This is a genomic window from Streptococcus loxodontisalivarius, from assembly GCF_016908645.1.
In the GTDB taxonomy this organism is placed as follows: Bacteria; Bacillota; Bacilli; order Lactobacillales; family Streptococcaceae; genus Streptococcus; species Streptococcus loxodontisalivarius.
Map to the genome: position 1 here is coordinate 1 of NZ_JAFBEH010000043.1, position 18,532 is coordinate 18,532.

General features: G+C 38.7%; 20 protein-coding genes. 19 read left to right on the plus strand and 1 reads right to left on the minus strand.

Annotation, left to right across the window (positions count from 1 at the left end; translation table 11 throughout):
* Window positions 1-364 precede the first annotated feature (364 nt).
* A complete protein-coding gene (locus JOC28_RS08525) occupies window positions 365-1,723 on the minus strand; it encodes an aspartate kinase (protein ID WP_205010272.1) in 1,359 nt (452 codons plus the stop codon).
* A 155-nt stretch (window positions 1,724-1,878) separates the two neighbouring features.
* Between JOC28_RS08525 and JOC28_RS08530 the strand changes: the two genes are divergently transcribed.
* From JOC28_RS08530 to ldcB, 19 genes are all read left to right on the plus strand, one after another.
* A complete protein-coding gene (locus JOC28_RS08530) occupies window positions 1,879-2,526 on the plus strand; it encodes an HAD family hydrolase (protein WP_205010291.1) in 648 nt (215 codons plus the stop codon).
* A 151-nt stretch (window positions 2,527-2,677) separates the two neighbouring features.
* Window positions 2,678-3,469: an enoyl-CoA hydratase gene (locus tag JOC28_RS08535; RefSeq protein WP_205010273.1), complete on the plus strand. Its 792-nt coding sequence runs from the start codon at window positions 2,678-2,680 to the stop codon at window positions 3,467-3,469.
* An 83-nt stretch (window positions 3,470-3,552) separates the two neighbouring features.
* Window positions 3,553-3,987 carry a fatty acid biosynthesis transcriptional regulator FabT gene (fabT, locus tag JOC28_RS08540; RefSeq protein ID WP_205010274.1) on the plus strand — a complete coding sequence of 145 codons (435 nt, stop codon included), beginning with the start codon at window positions 3,553-3,555 and terminating at the stop codon, window positions 3,985-3,987.
* A complete protein-coding gene (locus JOC28_RS08545; RefSeq protein ID WP_205010275.1) occupies window positions 3,987-4,949 on the plus strand; it encodes a beta-ketoacyl-ACP synthase III in 963 nt (320 codons plus the stop codon). The genes fabT and JOC28_RS08545 overlap by 1 nt, the downstream gene beginning before the upstream one ends.
* Before the next feature lie 62 nt (window positions 4,950-5,011).
* Window positions 5,012-5,236 (plus strand): acyl carrier protein, encoded by a 225-nt coding sequence (locus tag JOC28_RS08550; protein WP_205010276.1) that lies wholly within the window; start codon window positions 5,012-5,014, stop codon window positions 5,234-5,236.
* Window positions 5,237-5,354: 118 nt separating this feature from the next.
* Window positions 5,355-6,311 carry an enoyl-[acyl-carrier-protein] reductase FabK gene (gene fabK / locus JOC28_RS08555; RefSeq protein ID WP_205010277.1) on the plus strand — a complete coding sequence of 319 codons (957 nt, stop codon included), beginning with the start codon at window positions 5,355-5,357 and terminating at the stop codon, window positions 6,309-6,311.
* Window positions 6,312-6,334: 23 nt separating this feature from the next.
* Entirely contained in the window at window positions 6,335-7,255 is a 921-nt protein-coding gene (fabD, locus tag JOC28_RS08560) for an ACP S-malonyltransferase (RefSeq protein ID WP_205010278.1), read from the plus strand.
* 8 nt (window positions 7,256-7,263) lie between these two features.
* On the plus strand, window positions 7,264-8,001 hold the full coding sequence (gene fabG, locus JOC28_RS08565; RefSeq protein WP_205010279.1) for a 3-oxoacyl-[acyl-carrier-protein] reductase: 738 nt from the start codon (window positions 7,264-7,266) through the stop codon (window positions 7,999-8,001).
* Window positions 8,002-8,058: 57 nt separating this feature from the next.
* Window positions 8,059-9,291 carry a beta-ketoacyl-ACP synthase II gene (gene fabF, locus JOC28_RS08570; protein WP_205010280.1) on the plus strand — a complete coding sequence of 411 codons (1,233 nt, stop codon included), beginning with the start codon at window positions 8,059-8,061 and terminating at the stop codon, window positions 9,289-9,291.
* Between the two features lie 2 nt (window positions 9,292-9,293).
* Complete coding sequence (gene accB, locus JOC28_RS08575; RefSeq protein ID WP_205010281.1) at window positions 9,294-9,785, plus strand: acetyl-CoA carboxylase biotin carboxyl carrier protein; 492 nt, start codon at window positions 9,294-9,296, stop codon at window positions 9,783-9,785.
* On the plus strand, window positions 9,782-10,207 hold the full coding sequence (fabZ, locus tag JOC28_RS08580) for a 3-hydroxyacyl-ACP dehydratase FabZ (RefSeq protein ID WP_205010282.1): 426 nt from the start codon (window positions 9,782-9,784) through the stop codon (window positions 10,205-10,207). The genes accB and fabZ overlap by 4 nt, the downstream gene beginning before the upstream one ends.
* Window positions 10,208-10,287: 80 nt before the next feature.
* On the plus strand, window positions 10,288-11,658 hold the full coding sequence (locus tag JOC28_RS08585) for an acetyl-CoA carboxylase biotin carboxylase subunit (protein ID WP_205010283.1): 1,371 nt from the start codon (window positions 10,288-10,290) through the stop codon (window positions 11,656-11,658).
* An 8-nt stretch (window positions 11,659-11,666) separates the two neighbouring features.
* Window positions 11,667-12,533 carry an acetyl-CoA carboxylase, carboxyltransferase subunit beta gene (accD, locus tag JOC28_RS08590; RefSeq protein WP_205010284.1) on the plus strand — a complete coding sequence of 289 codons (867 nt, stop codon included), beginning with the start codon at window positions 11,667-11,669 and terminating at the stop codon, window positions 12,531-12,533.
* On the plus strand, window positions 12,530-13,303 hold the full coding sequence (locus tag JOC28_RS08595; protein ID WP_205010285.1) for an acetyl-CoA carboxylase carboxyl transferase subunit alpha: 774 nt from the start codon (window positions 12,530-12,532) through the stop codon (window positions 13,301-13,303). Before accD ends, JOC28_RS08595 begins: the two co-directional genes overlap by 4 nt.
* Before the next feature lie 53 nt (window positions 13,304-13,356).
* Window positions 13,357-14,397 carry an endonuclease/exonuclease/phosphatase family protein gene (locus JOC28_RS08600; protein ID WP_205010286.1) on the plus strand — a complete coding sequence of 347 codons (1,041 nt, stop codon included), beginning with the start codon at window positions 13,357-13,359 and terminating at the stop codon, window positions 14,395-14,397.
* 1 nt (window position 14,398) lies between these two features.
* Window positions 14,399-15,022: a ribonuclease P gene (locus tag JOC28_RS08605; RefSeq protein WP_205010287.1), complete on the plus strand. Its 624-nt coding sequence runs from the start codon at window positions 14,399-14,401 to the stop codon at window positions 15,020-15,022.
* 220 nt (window positions 15,023-15,242) lie between these two features.
* The gene (locus JOC28_RS08610) at window positions 15,243-16,100 is read left to right on the plus strand and encodes a DUF6574 domain-containing protein (protein WP_205010288.1); all 858 of its coding nucleotides are present in this window, start codon (window positions 15,243-15,245) and stop codon (window positions 16,098-16,100) included.
* An 18-nt stretch (window positions 16,101-16,118) separates the two neighbouring features.
* Window positions 16,119-17,654, plus strand: coding sequence for a TcaA second domain-containing protein (locus JOC28_RS08615; protein WP_205010289.1), 1,536 nt, complete (start codon window positions 16,119-16,121; stop codon window positions 17,652-17,654).
* 8 nt (window positions 17,655-17,662) lie between these two features.
* Window positions 17,663-18,433 (plus strand): LD-carboxypeptidase LdcB/DacB, encoded by a 771-nt coding sequence (gene ldcB / locus JOC28_RS08620; protein WP_205010290.1) that lies wholly within the window; start codon window positions 17,663-17,665, stop codon window positions 18,431-18,433.
* Window positions 18,434-18,532: the final 99 nt, after the last annotated feature.

Below are 18,532 nucleotides of genomic sequence, written 5' to 3' on the forward strand. Positions count from 1 at the left end.
GCTTTTCATTATAAGTCATGTGGGACTTTTTTTCTACATTCAAAAAGCCCTACAATCTCCTTGGTGGATTTACCCACTACAGAAATTATAGAGCCAGTAAAGAGAGGAATCCAGAATTGACCGGTGGTTTCAAAGAAAATATGGATTATAAAGTATTCCTATGCCTACTGGGGAAAAACCTACAATTTTAGACTAAAGCTTGTTTGAATTAAGATGCAAGTCTCTTTAATCAAACTTACGATAGTATTTGAAACTTTTTTGGGAGTTTTTTTTATATACAAAAAAGCTTTGTAATTTTGTAGCAGTTCCACCTACTACGGAAATTACAAAGCTTTTTGATATTTTAAGTAATTGTAGTTATTTTTTAGTCATTTGTTGAGAAAAATGCGTTGTAGAGGGCTTTTACGGCCTCTTTTTCTTGTTCAGTTTTAATAACGAACATGACTGATACTTCACTTGAACCCTGTGAGATCATTTCTAGGTTAATGTGATTGTCTGAGAGTGCACGTGTTGCTGTTGCAGTGACTCCAATATGATCTTTCATGTTTTCTCCGACAATCATGATAATTGAAAGATTGTGTTCGATTTCTACTTCGTCAACACCGAGTTCACGTGTCAAGTAAGAAATGATTTCTTGTTCTTTGATTGGGGTTAACTCTCTTTCGCGGATAATGATTGAAAGATCATCAATTCCTGATGGCATATGTTCCCAACGAATGTTAAGTTCTTCAAGGATTTGTAGGACTTTACGGCCAAATCCAACTTCACGGTTCATGAGGTATTTGGTCATATTGATTGATGCAAACTTGTCATCTGCAGCAATACCTACAACAGGAACTGCTGCACCGCTGTGTTCCAAAGAAATTCGTGTTCCTGGATGCTCAGGATTATTTGTATTCTTGATGACAAGTGGAATTTTACCGCGGTATGCAGGAAGCAAAGCTTCGTCGTGAAGTACAGAGAAACCTGCGTAAGCAAGTTCACGCATCTCTTTATAAGTTAATTCCACAATTGAATGTGGATTTTCTACGACTCCTGGATGAGCTGCAAAGATACCATCAACGTCAGTAAAGTTTTCATAGAGATCAGCTTTTACTCCGGCAGCTACAATTGAACCTGAAATATCAGACCCACCACGTGAGAATGTACAGATTTGACCTTGGGCAGTAACACCAAAGAAACCAGGAATAACAAGGACTTCATCGCTATCACGAAGTTCTTCAAGTTTATCATAACTAGATGGAAGAATACGGGCATTTCCTGGTTCACTGCTGACAATAATTCCAGCTTCTTTTGGATGAACATAACGTGCTGCAATTCCGTTTTTACGGAAAAATTCAGCAATAAGTTTTGCATTATTGTCTTCACCGGCAGCGAGGAAAGTATCATATAGGAAGTCATTTCCATCAATTGGTAAAGTAGCAAGTTCAGTAATTGCTGCTGCAATTTTTTCAATGACATTTGATGTCAATCCAAGTTCGTCTACCATAGCTTGATAACGGTTAATAATCCATTCTTGATCAAGAGTGACATTTTCACCGTTTGTGTAATTTTTATAGTATTTAATCAAAGCATCAGTAACTTTATTGTCTTCAGCGTTGCGTTTTCCAGGTGCTGATACAACAACGAAACGGCGTTCTGAATCAGATTTGACAATATCGAGGACTTTTTTTAATTGTGTTGCAGAGGCAAGAGAGCTTCCGCCAAACTTAATAACTTTCATTTGGTTCTCCAAAAATAATATGATAAGTAAATTATATCAAAATTCAGACAATTCGTCATTAACTTTATGTGATTTGCTTTCTACATAGTCTTTGTTTGCCATAATATAGGAAATTATTATAAAATATTAGTAAGATAATAATGATGGAGTGGATGATGACTTTAAAAGGAATAATTTTTGACATGGATGGTGTGCTTTTTGACACGGAAACATTTTATTATGAACGCCGAGAAAGATTTCTAAATGAGAAGGGAATTTCGATTAAACACCTTCCTCCATCCTTTTTTATTGGTGGTAATATGAAGCAGGTTTGGCAGAATATTCTTCGTGATGATTATGAAAAGTGGGATATCTCAGCATTGCAGGAAGGTTATAATCAGTATAAGAAGGATCATCCACTTCCCTATAAGGATCTGATTTTTTCAGATGTCAAAGAATGTCTTGAAATGCTAAAAAAAGAAGGATATGTTTTCGGTTTAGCTTCAAGTTCTGTAAAAGCAGATATTTTGCGTGCATTACGAGAAAATGATTTAGAAGATTACTTTCAGGTTATTCTTTCGGGTGAGGAATTTGAGGAAAGTAAACCTAATCCAGCAATTTATCTTGAGGCAGCTCGTCAGTTAAATCTAGAAAAATCTGAATTACTTATTATAGAAGATAGTGAAAAAGGGATCCAGGCTGGTGTTTCAGCAGGTATCGAAGTCTGGGGAATTAAGGATCAAAAGTTCGGAATGGATCAATCTAAAGCAAGCCAGCTTTTTCTTAGTCTAGACGATATCTGCCAACATATTTTAGAAAAATAGTTTACTAGTTCTTATTATTGGAAATATAAAATTAAAAAATTCTAACATTTACGGTTGAGAATTTTTTTTTATTGTGTTAGACTGATTAAGTAATATAGTTTGAATATCAAATTATTAAAATGTGAAATTATAACTGACTGGGGGTTCGAAAATGACTTTCGAAACGATTAAATATAGTGTTGCTGATGATGTTGCTACTTTGACCTTAAATCGTCCAGATGTTTCAAATGGATTTAATATTCCAATGTCTCAGGAAATTTTAGAAGCGATAGCTTTGGCTGAGAAAAATGAGGCGGTTAAGATCCTTCTTATTAATGCTGAGGGATCCGTTTTCTCTGTTGGTGGTGACTTGGTTGAAATGCAACGTGCGGTAGACGCTGATGATGTACAATCATTAGTACTCATTGCAGATCTTGTAAATAAGATTTCTTTTGCTATGAAGAAATTGCCTAAGCCAGTTATTATGAGTGTTGATGGAGCAGTAGCAGGAGCTGCAGCCAACATGGCTGTCGCAGCTGATTTTGTTATTGCAAGTGATAAGACTAAGTTTATCCAAGCATTTGTAGGAGTTGGATTAGCACCTGATGCGGGTGGTATCTTCTTGATGTCAAGAGCAGTTGGTGTTACAAGAGCAACTCAACTTGCTATGACAGGAGAAGGATTGACTGCAGAAAAAGCCTTGGATTATGGTATCGTTTATCGTCTCTGCGAATCAGAAAAGTTGGAACGTACAACAAGCCAATTAATTAAACGTCTTTTGAGAGGTTCTATCAATTCTTACCGAGCAATTAAAGAGATGGTATGGCAATCATCGTTTGCAGGTTGGGAAGATTATACGAAGTTAGAGTTGGAACTACAGGAAGAGCTTGCATTTAAAGAAGACTTTAAAGAGGGAGTTCGTGCCTTTTCAGAACGTCGTCGTCCTAAATTTACAGGGAAGTAAGTTTTAAATTAAATTTTTACTTGCATAAATTTTTGATGTTTGATATAATTTGACTGTCAAAGTTTATTGAAAGGAGTGTCAATTTGGAAGATTCACAAGTTAATGATTATTTAGTTGATATCTTCAATAATGTTCTTATTATCGAAGAAAACAGTTTGAAGGTTAGTCGTTTTAGCGATGTATCAATTAAAGAAATGCATACCATTGATGAGATTGGTAAAAGTCCAAATATAACACCTAGCGAGGTTGCCAAAGCCCTAATGGTGACATTAGGTACCGTAACAACCAGCTTGAATAAACTTGAACAAAAAGGTTATATTATTCGAACACGCTCGAATATTGACCGTCGTGTTGTCCATCTCTCTTTAACACAGAAGGGAAGATTGGTTTATCGTCTTCACCAGCGTTTCCATAAATCAATGGTTGAACGTATCATTGAAGGATTCGATGAGGATGAGGCACGTGTCATGAAAAAGGGACTTGTTAACTTACATACTTTTCTTGAGGAGTTAAAATAATGGTTTATGCAAAAATTAGCCAGGTTGCACATTATGCTCCAGAACAGGTCGTAACAAACAATGATCTTGCTCAAATTATGGACACAAGTGATGAGTGGATTTCCAGTCGTACTGGGATTCGCCAGCGTCATATTTCTAAGGATGAGAATACAAGTGATCTTGCAACTAAGGTAGCGGAATCCTTAATTCAAAAAGCTGGTATTTCAGCTGAGGAGTTGGATTTTGTGATTGTGGCAACGATTTCTCCTGATTCGTCTATGCCTTCTACTGCAGCTCGTGTGCAGGGAAATATTGGTGCTAGTCATGCTTTTGCCTATGATGTGACTGCGGCATGCAGTGGTTTTGTTTTTGCCTTAGCTACAGCTGAGAAGTTTATTCTCTCAGGCTCTTACAAAAAGGGTATTGTTATCGGAGCAGAAGTGCTTTCTAAGACTCTTGATTGGTCTGATCGCAGTACAGCTGTCTTATTTGGTGATGGAGCTGGTGGTGTTTTACTTGAGACAAGTGATCAACAGCACTTTTTAGCAGAATCTCTAAATACAGATGGTAGCAAGGGTGGACTTGAGTCTGGTAAGACGCGTGTAACATCGCCATTTGCGGATAATAATGAAGAAGTAAATCCATTTTTACAAATGGATGGGCGTTCAATCTTTGACTTTACAGTTAGAACTGTCTCAAGTAGTATTAAAGCTATTTTGGAGGAAGTTGAAGAGCCTGATTATTTCTTGCTTCATCAAGCAAATATCCGTATTTTAGATAAAATGGCAAAGAAAATCAATGTTGATAGAGAGAAGTTTCTAGCCAACATGATGCACTTTGGTAATACCAGTGCAGCAAGTATTCCAATTCTATTATCAGAATCAGTTGATAAGGGAATTATTAAATTAGATGGCAGCCAGACAGTTCTTCTATCAGGTTTTGGTGGAGGTTTGACTTGGGGAACTCTAATTGTTAAAATCTAGTTATACACTGTGCATTAGCACTTTTATAAAAATTTATTTATATATTTAAGGAGACATTAATCATGGCAGTATTTGAAAAAGTACAAGACATCATCGTTGAAGAACTCGGTAAAGAAGCAGAAGAAGTGAAATTGGAAACTACTTTCGATGAGCTTGATGCTGATTCATTGGATGTATTCCAAGTTATCTCAGAAATCGAAGATGAATTTGATATTCAAATCGAAACTGAAGAAGGACTTAACACTGTAGGCGATCTTGTTGCTTACGTTGAAGAAAAAACAAAATAATTGTGACATAGAGAGTATTCATTTGGAATATTCTCTCTTGTTTATTTTGGTAGTTTGAGTTTCAAATTACTTGTCAGATTAATAGTGTTACTTAACAAAATAGAAGAAAGCTTTTGAAATGAAATCGAGAATTACAGAACTTTTGGGCATTAAATACCCTATTTTCCAAGGTGGTATGGCTTGGGTTGCTGATGGTGATTTGGCTGGTGCTGTATCTAATGCTGGTGGTCTTGGAATCATCGGTGGTGGTAATGCACCCAAAGAAGTTGTTAAAGCAAATATTGATAAAGTAAAATCAATCACAGATAAACCATTTGGTGTCAATATCATGCTTTTGTCTCCATTTGCAGATGATATTGTTGACCTTGTTATCGAAGAAGGTGTTAAAGTTGTTACAACAGGAGCAGGTAACCCTGGTAAATACATGGAGCGTTTCCATGAAGCAGGAATTACAGTTATTCCAGTTGTGCCATCTGTTGCACTTGCTAAACGTATGGAGAAACTTGGAGCAGATGCTGTTATCGCTGAAGGTATGGAAGCTGGTGGACACATCGGTAAATTGACAACAATGACACTTGTTCGTCAAGTTGTTGATGCAGTTGATATCCCAGTTATTGGTGCTGGTGGTGTAGCTGATGGTCGTGGTGCAGCAGCCGTCTTTATGTTGGGAGCAGAAGCTATTCAAGTAGGAACACGTTTTGTTGTTGCTAAAGAATCAAATGCTCACCAAAACTTTAAAGATAAAATTTTGAAAGCTAAAGATATTGATACAGTTGTTTCTGCGTCAGTAGTTGGACACCCTGTTCGTGCTATCAAAAATAAATTGGCAACTGCTTACAATCAAGCTGAAAAAGATTTCTTGGCGGGTAAAAAATCAGCGGAAGAAATTGAAGAACTTGGTGCTGGTGCCCTCCGTAATGCTGTTGTAGATGGTGATGTTCAAAATGGATCAGTTATGGCTGGTCAAATTGCTGGTCTGGTTCGTAAAGAAGAGACTTGTCAAGAAATTCTTGAAGATCTTTACAATGGTGCAAAAGCAGTTATTCTTGAAGAAGCTAAACGTTGGGCTGACTAAATTAATAAAAGTAGAGGATTGACATGACAAAACGAGCATTCTTATTTGCTGGTCAAGGCGCTCAGAAATTGAGTATGGCTAGTGATTTGGTTGAACAGTATCCGATTGTTAAAGAGACATTCGATACCGCTAGTGCTATTTTGGGCTATGATTTGCGTGAATTGATTGATAATGATGAAGAAAAACTCAATCAAACGCGTTATACGCAGCCGGCTATTTTAACAACATCAGTTGCTATCCATCGCCTCTTGGAGGAAAAAGGTGTAACTCCTGATATTGTGGCAGGTCTCTCATTGGGTGAATACTCTGCCCTTGTTGCTGCTGGTGCTCTTTCTTTTGAAGATGCCGTGGCTTTGGTTGCTAAACGTGGTGAATTTATGGAAACGGCCGCCCCTGCTGGTAGTGGGAAGATGGTTGCTGTCATGAATACAGAGGCTAGCTTGATTGAAGATATCTGTAAACAGGCTTCTGTCAAGGGTTTCGTGACACCTGCAAACTATAATACACCAGGACAAATTGTTATCGGCGGAGAAGTTGAGGCTGTTAACTATGCTGTTGAGTTACTCAAAGAAGCAGGTGCTAAACGTCTGATTCCTCTTAATGTTTCAGGTCCTTTCCACACAGCTCTTTTGACTTCTGCGAGTGAAAAGTTGGCAGCGGAATTAGAGAAGGTTAGCTTCAATGATTTTAAATTACCACTTGTTGGTAATACAGAAGCTAAGATTATGCAGGCTTCTGAGATTAAATCACTTCTTGCTCGTCAAGTTATGGAGCCAGTACGTTTCTATGACTCTATTGAGGTCATTAAGGAATTTGGTATTGACCAAGTCGTTGAAGTAGGTCCTGGTAAAGTTTTGGCAGGCTTCTTGAAGAAGATTGACAAGACGATTCCAGTTGCTTCTATTGATAATCAAGCTAGTCTTGAAGAATTTCTTGGAGAATAAGAAAAACTATGGAACTTAAATCAAAAAATGTTTTTGTCACAGGATCAACTCGTGGAATTGGTCTTGCTATCGCTCATAAATTTGCTAGTCTAGGTGCCAACGTCGTTTTGAATGGTCGCTCTGCTATTTCTCAAGAGCTTTTGGATAGCTTTAAAGACTATGGTGTGACTGTACTTGCTATCAGTGGTGATATTTCAGATAGTCAGGATGCCAAACGTATGGTTGCTGAGGCGACTGAGGCTCTAGGAAGCATCGATGTGCTAGTCAATAATGCTGGAATTACGAATGATAAGCTCATGCTTAAAATGACTGAAGAAGATTTTGAGTCAGTGCTTAAAATCAATCTTACAGGGGCCTTCAACATGACGCAGGCTGTTTTAAAGCCAATGTCTAAGGCACGCCAAGGAGCTATCATTAACATGTCTTCAGTCGTTGGTCTTGTGGGAAATGTAGGACAGGCCAACTATGCGGCATCTAAGGCAGGTTTGATTGGATTTACTAAGTCAGTTGCTCGTGAAGTGGCTGCGCGTGGCGTTCGTGTCAATGCTATTGCACCTGGTTTTATCGAGTCAGACATGACTGATGCTATCCCAGAAAAGATGAAGGATGCCATGCTTGTGCAAATTCCAATGAAAGCCTTTGGTCAGCCTGAGCAAGTAGCAGATGTTACTGTCTTTCTAGCAAGCCAAGAATACCTAACTGGTCAAGTTATCGCCATTGATGGTGGTATGACCATGAATGGTTAATCGTTTAAGAAGTCAAAATCGTTTAGAAAATAAAAAAGCAGACAAAGGAGAAAGCTTATGTCTACAAATCGTGTTGTTGTTACTGGTTATGGAGTGACGTCACCAATCGGAAATACACCAGAAGAATTCTGGAACAGCCTTCATGATGGAAAAATTGGTATCAAACCAATTACAAAATTTGATCCATCAGAAATTCCTGTTTTCAATGCAGGTGAAATTCAAGATTTCCCATTTGATAAATACTTTGTCAAAAAAGATACAAACCGCATGGACACATACTCACTCTATGCTATCTATGCTGCTATGGAAGCCCTTGAAAATGCTAACTTGGACATGGAAACTGTTGATCGTGATCGTACAGGGGTTATCGTGTCATCTGGTATCGGTGGTTTGCAAGAACTTGAAGACCAAATTATCCGTATGAATGATAAAGGTATGAAACGTATCAAACCAATGTTCATTCCTAAAGCTCTTTCAAATATGGGTGCTGGTAATATTGCTCTTAAAATTGGTGCACAAGGTGTTTGTAAGTCAGTGACTACTGCTTGTGCTTCTGCCAATGATGCTATCGGTGAAGCTTTCCGTGAAATTAAATACGGTTTCCACGATGTTATCTTGGCTGGTGGTTCAGAAGCATCAATCACTAAAATTGGTATCGGTGGTTTCAACGCTCTTACAGCTCTTTCAACAACGGAAGATCCAGCCCGCTCTGCTATTCCATTTGATAAAGACCGTAACGGTTTTGTCATGGGTGAAGGTGCTGGTGTCCTTGTTATCGAGAGTCTTGAGCATGCCCAAAAACGTGGTGCAACTATCTTGGCTGAGATTGTTGGATATGGTTCAAACTGTGATGCCTACCACATGACAACACCAACTCCTGACGGATCAGGTGCGGCTAAGGCTATTAAACTTGCTCTTAATGAAGCTGGTATTGAACCAAGTGACGTTGACTATGTTAATGCTCACGGAACATCAACACAAGCCAATGAAAAAGGTGAAAGTCAAGCTATCGTTGCTGTTCTTGGTAAAGAAGTTCCTGTCTCATCAACTAAATCATTTACAGGTCACCTTCTTGGTGCCGCTGGAGCAGTTGAAGCTATTGCAACTATTGAAGCAATGCGTAACAGCTATATCCCAATGACTGCAGGAACGAAAGAGTTGTCAGACTACATCGAAGCAAACGTCATCTACGGACAAGGTCAAGAAGCTCAAGTTGACTATGCTATCTCAAATACCTTTGGATTTGGTGGTCACAATGCTGTTCTTGCCTTTAAACGTTGGGAGGCTTAAGCATGAATATCTCTGAAATTAAAGACTTGATGAGCCAATTTGATGGTTCAAGTCTACGCGAATTTTCATATCGCACAGGGGATGTTGAACTTGCTTTCTCAAAAAATGAAGCAGGTCTTGCAGCAACTCCTCAAGCTGCTCCAGTAAGTCCAGTAAGTCCAGTAAAAGCAGCGAGTTCAGTTGAAGCTCCTCAAGCTGCACCTGCAGTAACAGAAGCACCTGTAAGTGCTGAGGTTGCTCCAGCTGTTTCAGCAGCTGAGGGTGACATTGTTGAGAGTCCACTTGTTGGTGTGGCTTACTTGTCACCAGCTCCAGATAAACCTGCCTTTGTTTCAGTCGGCGATTCTGTTAAGAAGGGTCAAACACTCCTTATCATCGAAGCTATGAAAGTTATGAATGAAGTTCCTGCACCAAAAGATGGTGTTGTGACTGAAATCTTGGTAGCTAATGAAGATGTGGTTGAATTCGGGAAAGGTTTGGTACGTATCAAATGACAATCGATATCAATCAAATTAAAGAAGCTTTGCCACACCGTTACCCATTTCTCTTGGTTGACCGTGTCTTAGAAACTTCTGAAGATGAAATTGTTGCCATCAAAAATGTAACTATTAACGAGCCATTCTTCCAAGGGCATTTTCCTCAATACCCTGTTATGCCAGGTGTCTTGATTATGGAAGCTCTTGCGCAAACTGCTGGTGTCCTTGAACTCTCAAAAGAAGAGAACAAAGGGAAATTGGTCTTTTACGCAGGAATGGACAAGGTTAAATTTAAAAAACAAGTTGTTCCAGGTGACCAGCTTGTGATGACGGCTAAATTTGTTAAACGTCGTGGAACGATTGCTGTTGTGGAAGCAAAAGCAGAAGTTGACGGCAAGCTTGCTGCTAGTGGTGTCTTAACATTTGCCATTGGTAACTAAGTACTGAGTGAAAAGATAGTCTGGGCTCAGCTCAGCTATTTTCACATTAAGAACTCCCGAATAGGAGAAAAACGATAGATATGTTTAAAAAATTATTAATCGCCAATCGTGGTGAAATTGCGGTGCGTATTATTCGTGCGGCGCGTGAATTGGGGATTTCCACAGTTGCCGTCTATTCGGAAGCTGATAAGGATGCCCTTCATACCAATCTTGCTGACGAGGCTATCTGTATCGGTCCAGCTAGATCAACAGAATCTTACCTTAATATGAATGCGGTGCTTTCAGCAGCTATTGTGACTGGAGCGCAAGCCATTCACCCAGGATTTGGTTTCTTGAGTGAAAACTCTAAGTTTGCTACCATGTGTGAGGAACTCAACATCAAATTCATCGGACCTGCTGGCTCTGTTATGGATAAGATGGGAGATAAAATCAATGCTCGTGCGGAGATGATTAAAGCTCAGGTTCCTGTTATTCCAGGTTCTGATGGTGAGGTTTATACTGCTGATGAGGCTCTTGAGGTTGCAGAAGGTCTTGGTTATCCCGTAATGCTCAAGGCATCAGCTGGTGGTGGTGGTAAAGGGATTCGTAAGGTTAAGAGCAAGGAAGAGCTTGCGCCTGCCTTTGAATCTGCATCACAAGAGGCTCTTGCTGCCTTTGGTAATGGAGCAATGTATATCGAGAAGGTCATTTACCCTGCTCGTCACATTGAAGTACAAATTCTTGGCGATTCTTTTGGAAATATTGTTCACTTGGGTGAGCGTGATTGTTCCCTCCAGCGTAACAACCAGAAGGTGCTAGAAGAGAGTCCATCTATTGCGATTGGCTCAACTCTTCGTCAGAAAATGGGGGATGCGGCAGTCAGAGCTGCTAAGGCAGTCTCTTACGAAAACGCTGGAACAATTGAATTCCTTCTTGATGAAGCAAGTGGTCAGTTCTACTTTATGGAAATGAATACACGTGTTCAAGTTGAGCATCCTGTTACTGAATTTGTTACAGGTGTTGATATTGTTCGTGAGCAGATTCGCATCGCAGCTGGTCAAGAATTATCAGTCTCTCAAGAAGATATTCAATTTACAGGTCATGCCATTGAATGCCGTATCAATGCTGAAAATCCTAAGTTCAACTTTGCCCCATGTCCAGGTAAGATTACAGATCTCTATCTCCCAAGTGGTGGTGTTGGTTTGCGTGTGGATTCAGCTGTTTACAATGGCTACACTATTCCGCCTTACTACGATTCAATGATTGCTAAGGTTATCGTTCATGGAGAGAATCGTTTTGATGCTCTAATGAAGATGCAACGTGCTCTCTATGAATTGGAGATTGAAGGTGTTGTGACCAATACTGAGTTCCAATTGGATCTTATTTCAGACCAGAATGTTATTGCTGGGGATTATGATACATCCTTCTTAATGGAGACCTTCTTACCAGCCTACCAGAAGACTGAAGAATAGGAGCGTTTATGGCTTTATTTGGAAAAAAAGAAAAGTATATCCGTATCAACCCTAATCGTTCCATTCGATCACGAGTTGAGCGTGAGACACCAGAAGTTCCAGACGAACTCTTTGCCAAATGTCCTGCATGTAAACATGTGATCTATCAAAAAGATTTAGGACCTGCTAAAATTTGTCCAGCTTGTTCTTATAATTTCCGTATTTCAGCTAAAGAGCGCTTAGCTCTCACTATTGATGAGAATAGCTTCGCTGAATTGTTTATAGGAATTGAGACAAGTGATCCTTTGAACTTCCCAGGTTATAAAGAGAAGATTGAGCTAGCGCGTGAAAAAACAGGTCTTGATGAGGCTGTTTTGACAGGTACTGCTAGCATCAAAGGGACTAAGGTTGCCCTTGCTATCATGGACTCCAACTTCATTATGGCTTCTATGGGGACTGTTGTTGGTGAGAAAATCACACGTCTCTTTGAATTAGCTATCGATGAGAAACTACCTGTTGTTATCTTTACAGCATCTGGTGGTGCTCGTATGCAAGAAGGGATCATGAGTTTGATGCAGATGGCCAAAATCTCTGCGGCTGTCAAACGTCATTCTAATGCTGGGCTCTTTTACCTGACTGTTCTTACAGATCCAACGACTGGTGGTGTGACAGCCAGCTTTGCTATGGAAGGTGATATTATCTTGGCTGAACCACAGACCTTGATTGGATTTGCTGGACGTCGTGTTATTGAGACGACTGTTCGTGAGAACCTTCCAGATGATTTCCAAAAAGCTGAGTTTCTTTTGGAACATGGTTTTGTTGATGCAATTGTTAAGCGTATGGATTTGCGTGATACTATTGGTAACTTGGTTGCCTTTCATGGAGGTCATAAATGAGTAGTAATGTCGCTAGAATTTTAAAAGAAGCACGTGACCAAGGTCGTTTGACGAGTTTGGACTATGCTGAAAGCCTCTTTGATGACTTTATGGAATTGCATGGGGATCGTCATTTTGCGGATGATGGAGCCATTATTGGTGGGATTGCTCGCTTGAATGGTCGTCCTGTGACCGTTATTGGTATTCAAAAAGGTAAAAATCTTCAGGATAACCTAGATCGTAACTTTGGACAACCTAATCCAGAAGGTTATCGTAAGGCACTCCGTCTCATGAAACAGGCTGAGAAGTTCGGTCGTCCTGTGATTACCTTTATCAATACAGCAGGTGCTTATCCAGGTGTAGGTGCTGAGGAACGTGGTCAGGGCGAAGCTATTGCAAAAAATCTCATGGAAATGAGTGACCTCAAAGTGCCTATCATCGCTATTATCATCGGTGAAGGTGGTTCTGGTGGAGCGCTTGCGCTGGGTGTGGCTGATAAGGTCTGGATGCTTGAACATACCATGTATGCGATTTTGAGTCCAGAAGGCTTTGCTTCTATCCTTTGGAAGGATGGTAGTCGTGCTACTGAAGCTGCAGAATTGATGAAGATTACAGCAGGTGAACTGCTTAATATGGGCATCGTTGATAAGGTGATTCCAGAGCATGGCTATTTTTCAAGTGAGATTTTAGAGAATCTCAAAACTTCTCTTATTGAAGAGATTGACAGTCTATCTCAACTAAGTCTTGATGATCTTTTAGAAGCTCGTTATCAACGCTTTAGAAAATATTGATTGAAAGACCCTAGGGTCTTTTTTTCTTTCTAGACTTTTGCTAGAATACATTTATGAAAAAGATTATTACTTATGTTTTAGTATGTCTGTCTCTTTTGTTGCTGATAGTGGCTGGCTATTTGCTTTACTTGTTTGCTGATTATCATCGTTTACCTGATAAGCTAAGCCAGAAGGTCAATCATGTTGCTATAGAGAGTCAGCTATCGCTGAATCGTTCTTATACGATAACAAGTTTTAATATTGGTTATGGCTCTTATCCTGCAGACTACACCTTCTTTATGGATGGTGGTAGTGAGGTTAGAGCTAGGAGCCGTCAGAATGTCTTGGACAATCTTCAGGAAGATGTTAACTTGTTGGAGTCTCTGGACAGCGATTTTACGCTTTTACAGGAGGTAGATAAAAAAGGTGATCGTTCTCGTCGGGTTAATGAGGTTTCTTATTTTCAGGAGGCTTTCAAGGATCAGTCTAGTCTCTTTACCCAAAACTACGATTCCTCCTATCTCTTTTATCCTGTGACCAATCCTATCGGTCAGGCGACTTCTGGACTGTTAACTCTTTCTAAATTTGATTGGGAAGACAGCACACGCTATCAGTTGCCGATTGAGACTAACTATAAAAAGTTTTTCGATTTGGATCGTGCTTTTTCCCTCAATCGTTTTACTTTGGAAAATGGCAGAGCTTTAGTTATTGTAAATGTTCATCTTTCTGCCTATATGGATGACCAAACAATTCAAAAAGCGCAGCTTGATACCTTATTTAATCAGTTGAAGTCTGAGATTGATCAGGGAAATTATATTATCTGCGGAGGCGATTTCAACCATACGCTTGCAGGTGAGAGTCATGAGGAATTAACCTGGATGAAGGCTTTTCCGACAGAAGATTTACCCCAAGGCTTGCGCGTGGTAGCTGCTCAGAATGCTGCAACAGCTAGAACCTTGGATGAGCCCTATCAAGAGGGGCAATCAGTAACAGGAATCATAGATGGCTTCTTGGTGTCCGATAATATCGAAGAATTAGCGATTGAAACCAAGGATAATCACTTTGTTTCCAGTGACCATAATCCAGTCCAAATGACCTTTAAAATGGAGGAATAAGATGTTTAGTGCAATTAACGATTACCTTGCCTGCCAAGGCTTTAAATACATAAAACCAGAGAAAGCTGGACCTGAAAAAGAGACTATGGAGGACTTAAAGTCTCTTGGTCAGGCTGCTAGAAAAGAAATGCAAGAGCTGTCTAAGGAAGTCAATCAAGCATTTGCCGGTTTTGAGATGACTCGTGTCAGCAACTGGGCAAATCAGGCTCAGATTGCTCGTCCTCATTTTTGGTGCTATTTTATGGAGGAAGGAAGTCATCCAGATGAGGTCGGAATTGCCATTCGTTTGTATGGTGAAAAGGATCATTTTGGTATTTCTGTTGAAGTGAGCTTTGTTGAACGCAAAAAATCAGCTGAAACTCTTGCTAAACAGTCTAAAATTTTAGACCTTCCAATAGCAGAGCCACTCTATTATTTTGTGCAGGTAGATGGCCTTAGTCATCGTCAAGAAGGTAGTGAAGATAATCGACTGAGATTACAGAAGGCTTTAGCAGATGGAGAGGTCCGTAAAGTCCTCCTCAAATATGATATCCCAGTTCAAGCTGATACAGACAGGAAGCTACTTGTTGAGGAAATCCTTGCAGGTATTGAACTTGTCATGCCATATTATGAGGCGACAAAATGAAAATAACATTTATGCTGAGAGGTTGTAACAAACTATCTCAGCTTTTTCTTTTATCATCAACTAAAATGATAGAAATATTAATATTGACTATAATTGTTATACCAATACTTTTCATATATTCTATTTAAATCAATAAAATCTTTCTTAAATAACTTGAAAAATCTAATAAAAAGCTGTAAACTTAAATAGTAAGAAAATTTTATGAAATGAGGAAATTTGGATGAAAAAGCAAGATTGGTTAGATTATTTTGAGGCTGTTAATGGAAGAAGTCCCGAACAGGCTGAAATTGATAAAGCTAAGCTAAATGGAGACTTTACTGAAGAAGGTGAAGAAGAGCAAGTTGTAGAAAAGACAGCAGTAGAAAGTAAGGAGAGCACAAGCCAAGCTCCTTTAGTTGATTCAAATAATAGTCAAACAGTTGTGATTCAACAAGTAGCAGCCCCTTCACCATTTACAATTTTTTGGAAACAATTTTGGAATTGGTTAGTGGCTTCATGGAAGAATCCTACTTTGGAACAAGTAAGTCATAAATATAATGGTCTAACAGCATTTGGGTTATTAGCTTTCTTTTCGACACTTGCTTTTTCAGCAGCTTTTATTAAAGCTGGAATTATGGATTTTTCAGGTTTTATTAGTGTTTTTGTCGGTCTTGCTTTTGTTTACTTTTCATTTATTTTTGGTGGTTTTGTTGTCAAACGTTTGGTATACAGAGAAGAATCCTTTACACTAGGAGCTAGTTTTGAATGGTTTGGTCGCCTCCTATCGTTAAACCTTCTCTTTACAGCTTTAGCCACTGTGTTTGCATTTATTAATGTGAATACTTTAGCATTTTTGTTGATTGCAGCTAGTTACTTTGTTTTTGTTGCTGCATCAAGTTATACACTTTTTCATGCTAAAAATAATTCCTCATTGGATCTTTTCTATAAGTACATGATTGCTTGTGTTGCTTATGCTGTTATCGTTGTTATCTTTATGATGATTGGCGGAGCAATTGCAGGTGAAATGATTTTCAATAGTGTTATGGGACAATTTTCAAATGTTGTCGATAATAGCATTTACGGTGGTTTTGGTTATTAAAGGATTTAGGGTAGATTTATGGATAAACAACAGAAGTGGGCTGCGCTCTTCAAAGATGTAGTTGGAAGACAGGCAACTCCAGAAGAATTTATGGCAGCAAAGGCTAGTGATTTTGATTTTAAGAAGATTAAAGAAATTGCGGGTCAAATAGATAAAAGTCCAAATGAGCAAGTTGAAGTTGAAAAGGTGGAAGATATACCTGTCACAACTCCTATTGTTGAAGCAGCCCCAATAAAGGTTAAAACTCCTTTAACAAAAGCTCAAAAGTGGAAACGATTTGGTATTGGTGCTGCTGTAGTGGCCCTAATTGGCTTGGGGGCTGGATATTATTATTGTCAATCAATCACGGGACCAGATGTTTTGGCAGAAGAATTTGTAGATGCTGTTTCAATTAATGATTACGATCAAATTGCTAGTCTTTTATCTACTAAAACAAGTCAGTGGACAAAGGATGAAGCTAAAGATTTTATCAATTACTTAAAGGAAGAAAATATTGATATTGAGAAGCAGCTAGATGCGATTGCCGAGTCAAATGGTAAAAGTGTTTATAATGATGCTAACGGTAATAAGCTTTTGGGAATGGAAGAAAGTGGTAAATTACTAGGCATTTTTCCAGAATATCACATGGTAACTTATCCAATCTCAGTATCTGCTAAAACGAATTTGGCAGATGTTACTGTGGATGGTAAGAAAATTGCTAAAGATCAGGTTGTTTCTCTTGGGGAAACGAAGTTCATTTCTCAAACTTACAAGGTGACTGGTAAAACAGATTTGGGTGACTTAACAACTAATGCGTCAACGGATCTTTCGAAGGCTGAGAATAATGAAATCACCTTATCTCTAGCTTCAAATAAATATAAAATCAATGCCAGCTTGCCTTCTGATCTTCCTCAGGTTTCTGATATTAAATTGATTGCCAATGGAAAGGAAATTGCATCAGGTTTAAGTAAAGAATTACAGTTGATGGATAACCAAGAAATCTCAGTTTATGCAACATTTGTGTATGAAGGAACAACCTACACAACTGAAAAAGTTATTCAGAATGTGACGCCAGATGAGACAAGTATCACGATTAATTTAGCGATTTCTTCTGATATTGAAAAACGTATTGATGAGGCTAAAAAGGCTAAGGAAGCAAAAGAAGCCCAAGCGCAGGCTGAAAAACAGGCTCAAGCTGAAGCCGAAAAAGCAGCAGCACAACAGAAAACGAATATCCAAACATTTATGACCAACTATATCTCATCTATGAGATCATCAGTATCAAGTCGAACTGTACAATTCTCATCTTATTTTGATACTAGCAGTGCAGTTTATGCAACCTATGTCAATTATATTGAGAATCAAGTTAAACCACTAAATATAGACTATCAAACAACCTTAGATTATACTGTTACAAATGTAACTACAGAAGGTAGTGATTTTGTGGTTACTGTTCACAATAAATATCGAGAAGTTTACATGAACGGTAAATCTGATACGGTTGAAAAAAATCAAGTCTTTAGATTAAGACCAAATGGCTCATCATATCTTATTTATAATGTCAGTGAGTTCTAGGAGATAATATGAAAAAATTATTTAGGACTATCTTCTGTTTAATATTGCTTGTTGTATTAGCAGCCTGTAGTCAAACTAAGAAACAAAGTGAGGTGGCTAGTTCATCAAGTAGCCAAGAGAAAACAAGCCAGTCTAGTAGTAAGGTGTCAACAACAGAAGCTACAAGTCAGGAATCTTCGTCATCAGAAAGTCAGGCCAGCAGTTCAAATACTGATATCGAAGTTTCAGATGCTCACTATAATGGTTCATGCTATTATGTTGATGGAAAGTATGGTCCGGTTATTATTGTTAATAAAAAACACCCAATTTCGTCTTCCTATGCTCCAGGTGATGATAGTCAAGCACTAGTAGCATTTCAAGAGCTAGTTTCTGCAATGAGAGCTAAGGGATTTGGCATAAGTGATTCTTACAGTGGCTTTAGAAGTTACGAAACACAAACTAATCTCTATAATAATTATGTTGCATCTGATGGTCAGACAAATGCTGATCGTTATTCTGCTCGTCCAGGTTACAGTGAACATCAGACAGGACTTGCTTTTGATCTTATCGATTCTTCAGGAAATCTATTGGAAGAAAGTGATGCAGTTGCCTGGTTAGCTGATAATGCCCATAAATATGGTTTTGTAGTGAGATATCTAAAGAATAAGGAGTCTGTCACAGGTTATATGGCAGAGACTTGGCATGTTCGCTATATTGGTGAAGAGGCTACTGATATTTATAATTCAGGTTTAACTCTTGAAGAGTATTATCATGTTGATGGTGGCGATTATCAGTCATGATAAAAAAAGAGGCTGGGCAAAAACTAGCTTCAGAATAGAAAAAAACGAGCACTTCCGCAGTCGGAGATGCTCGTTTTCCAATGTCATGGTTTATAATTA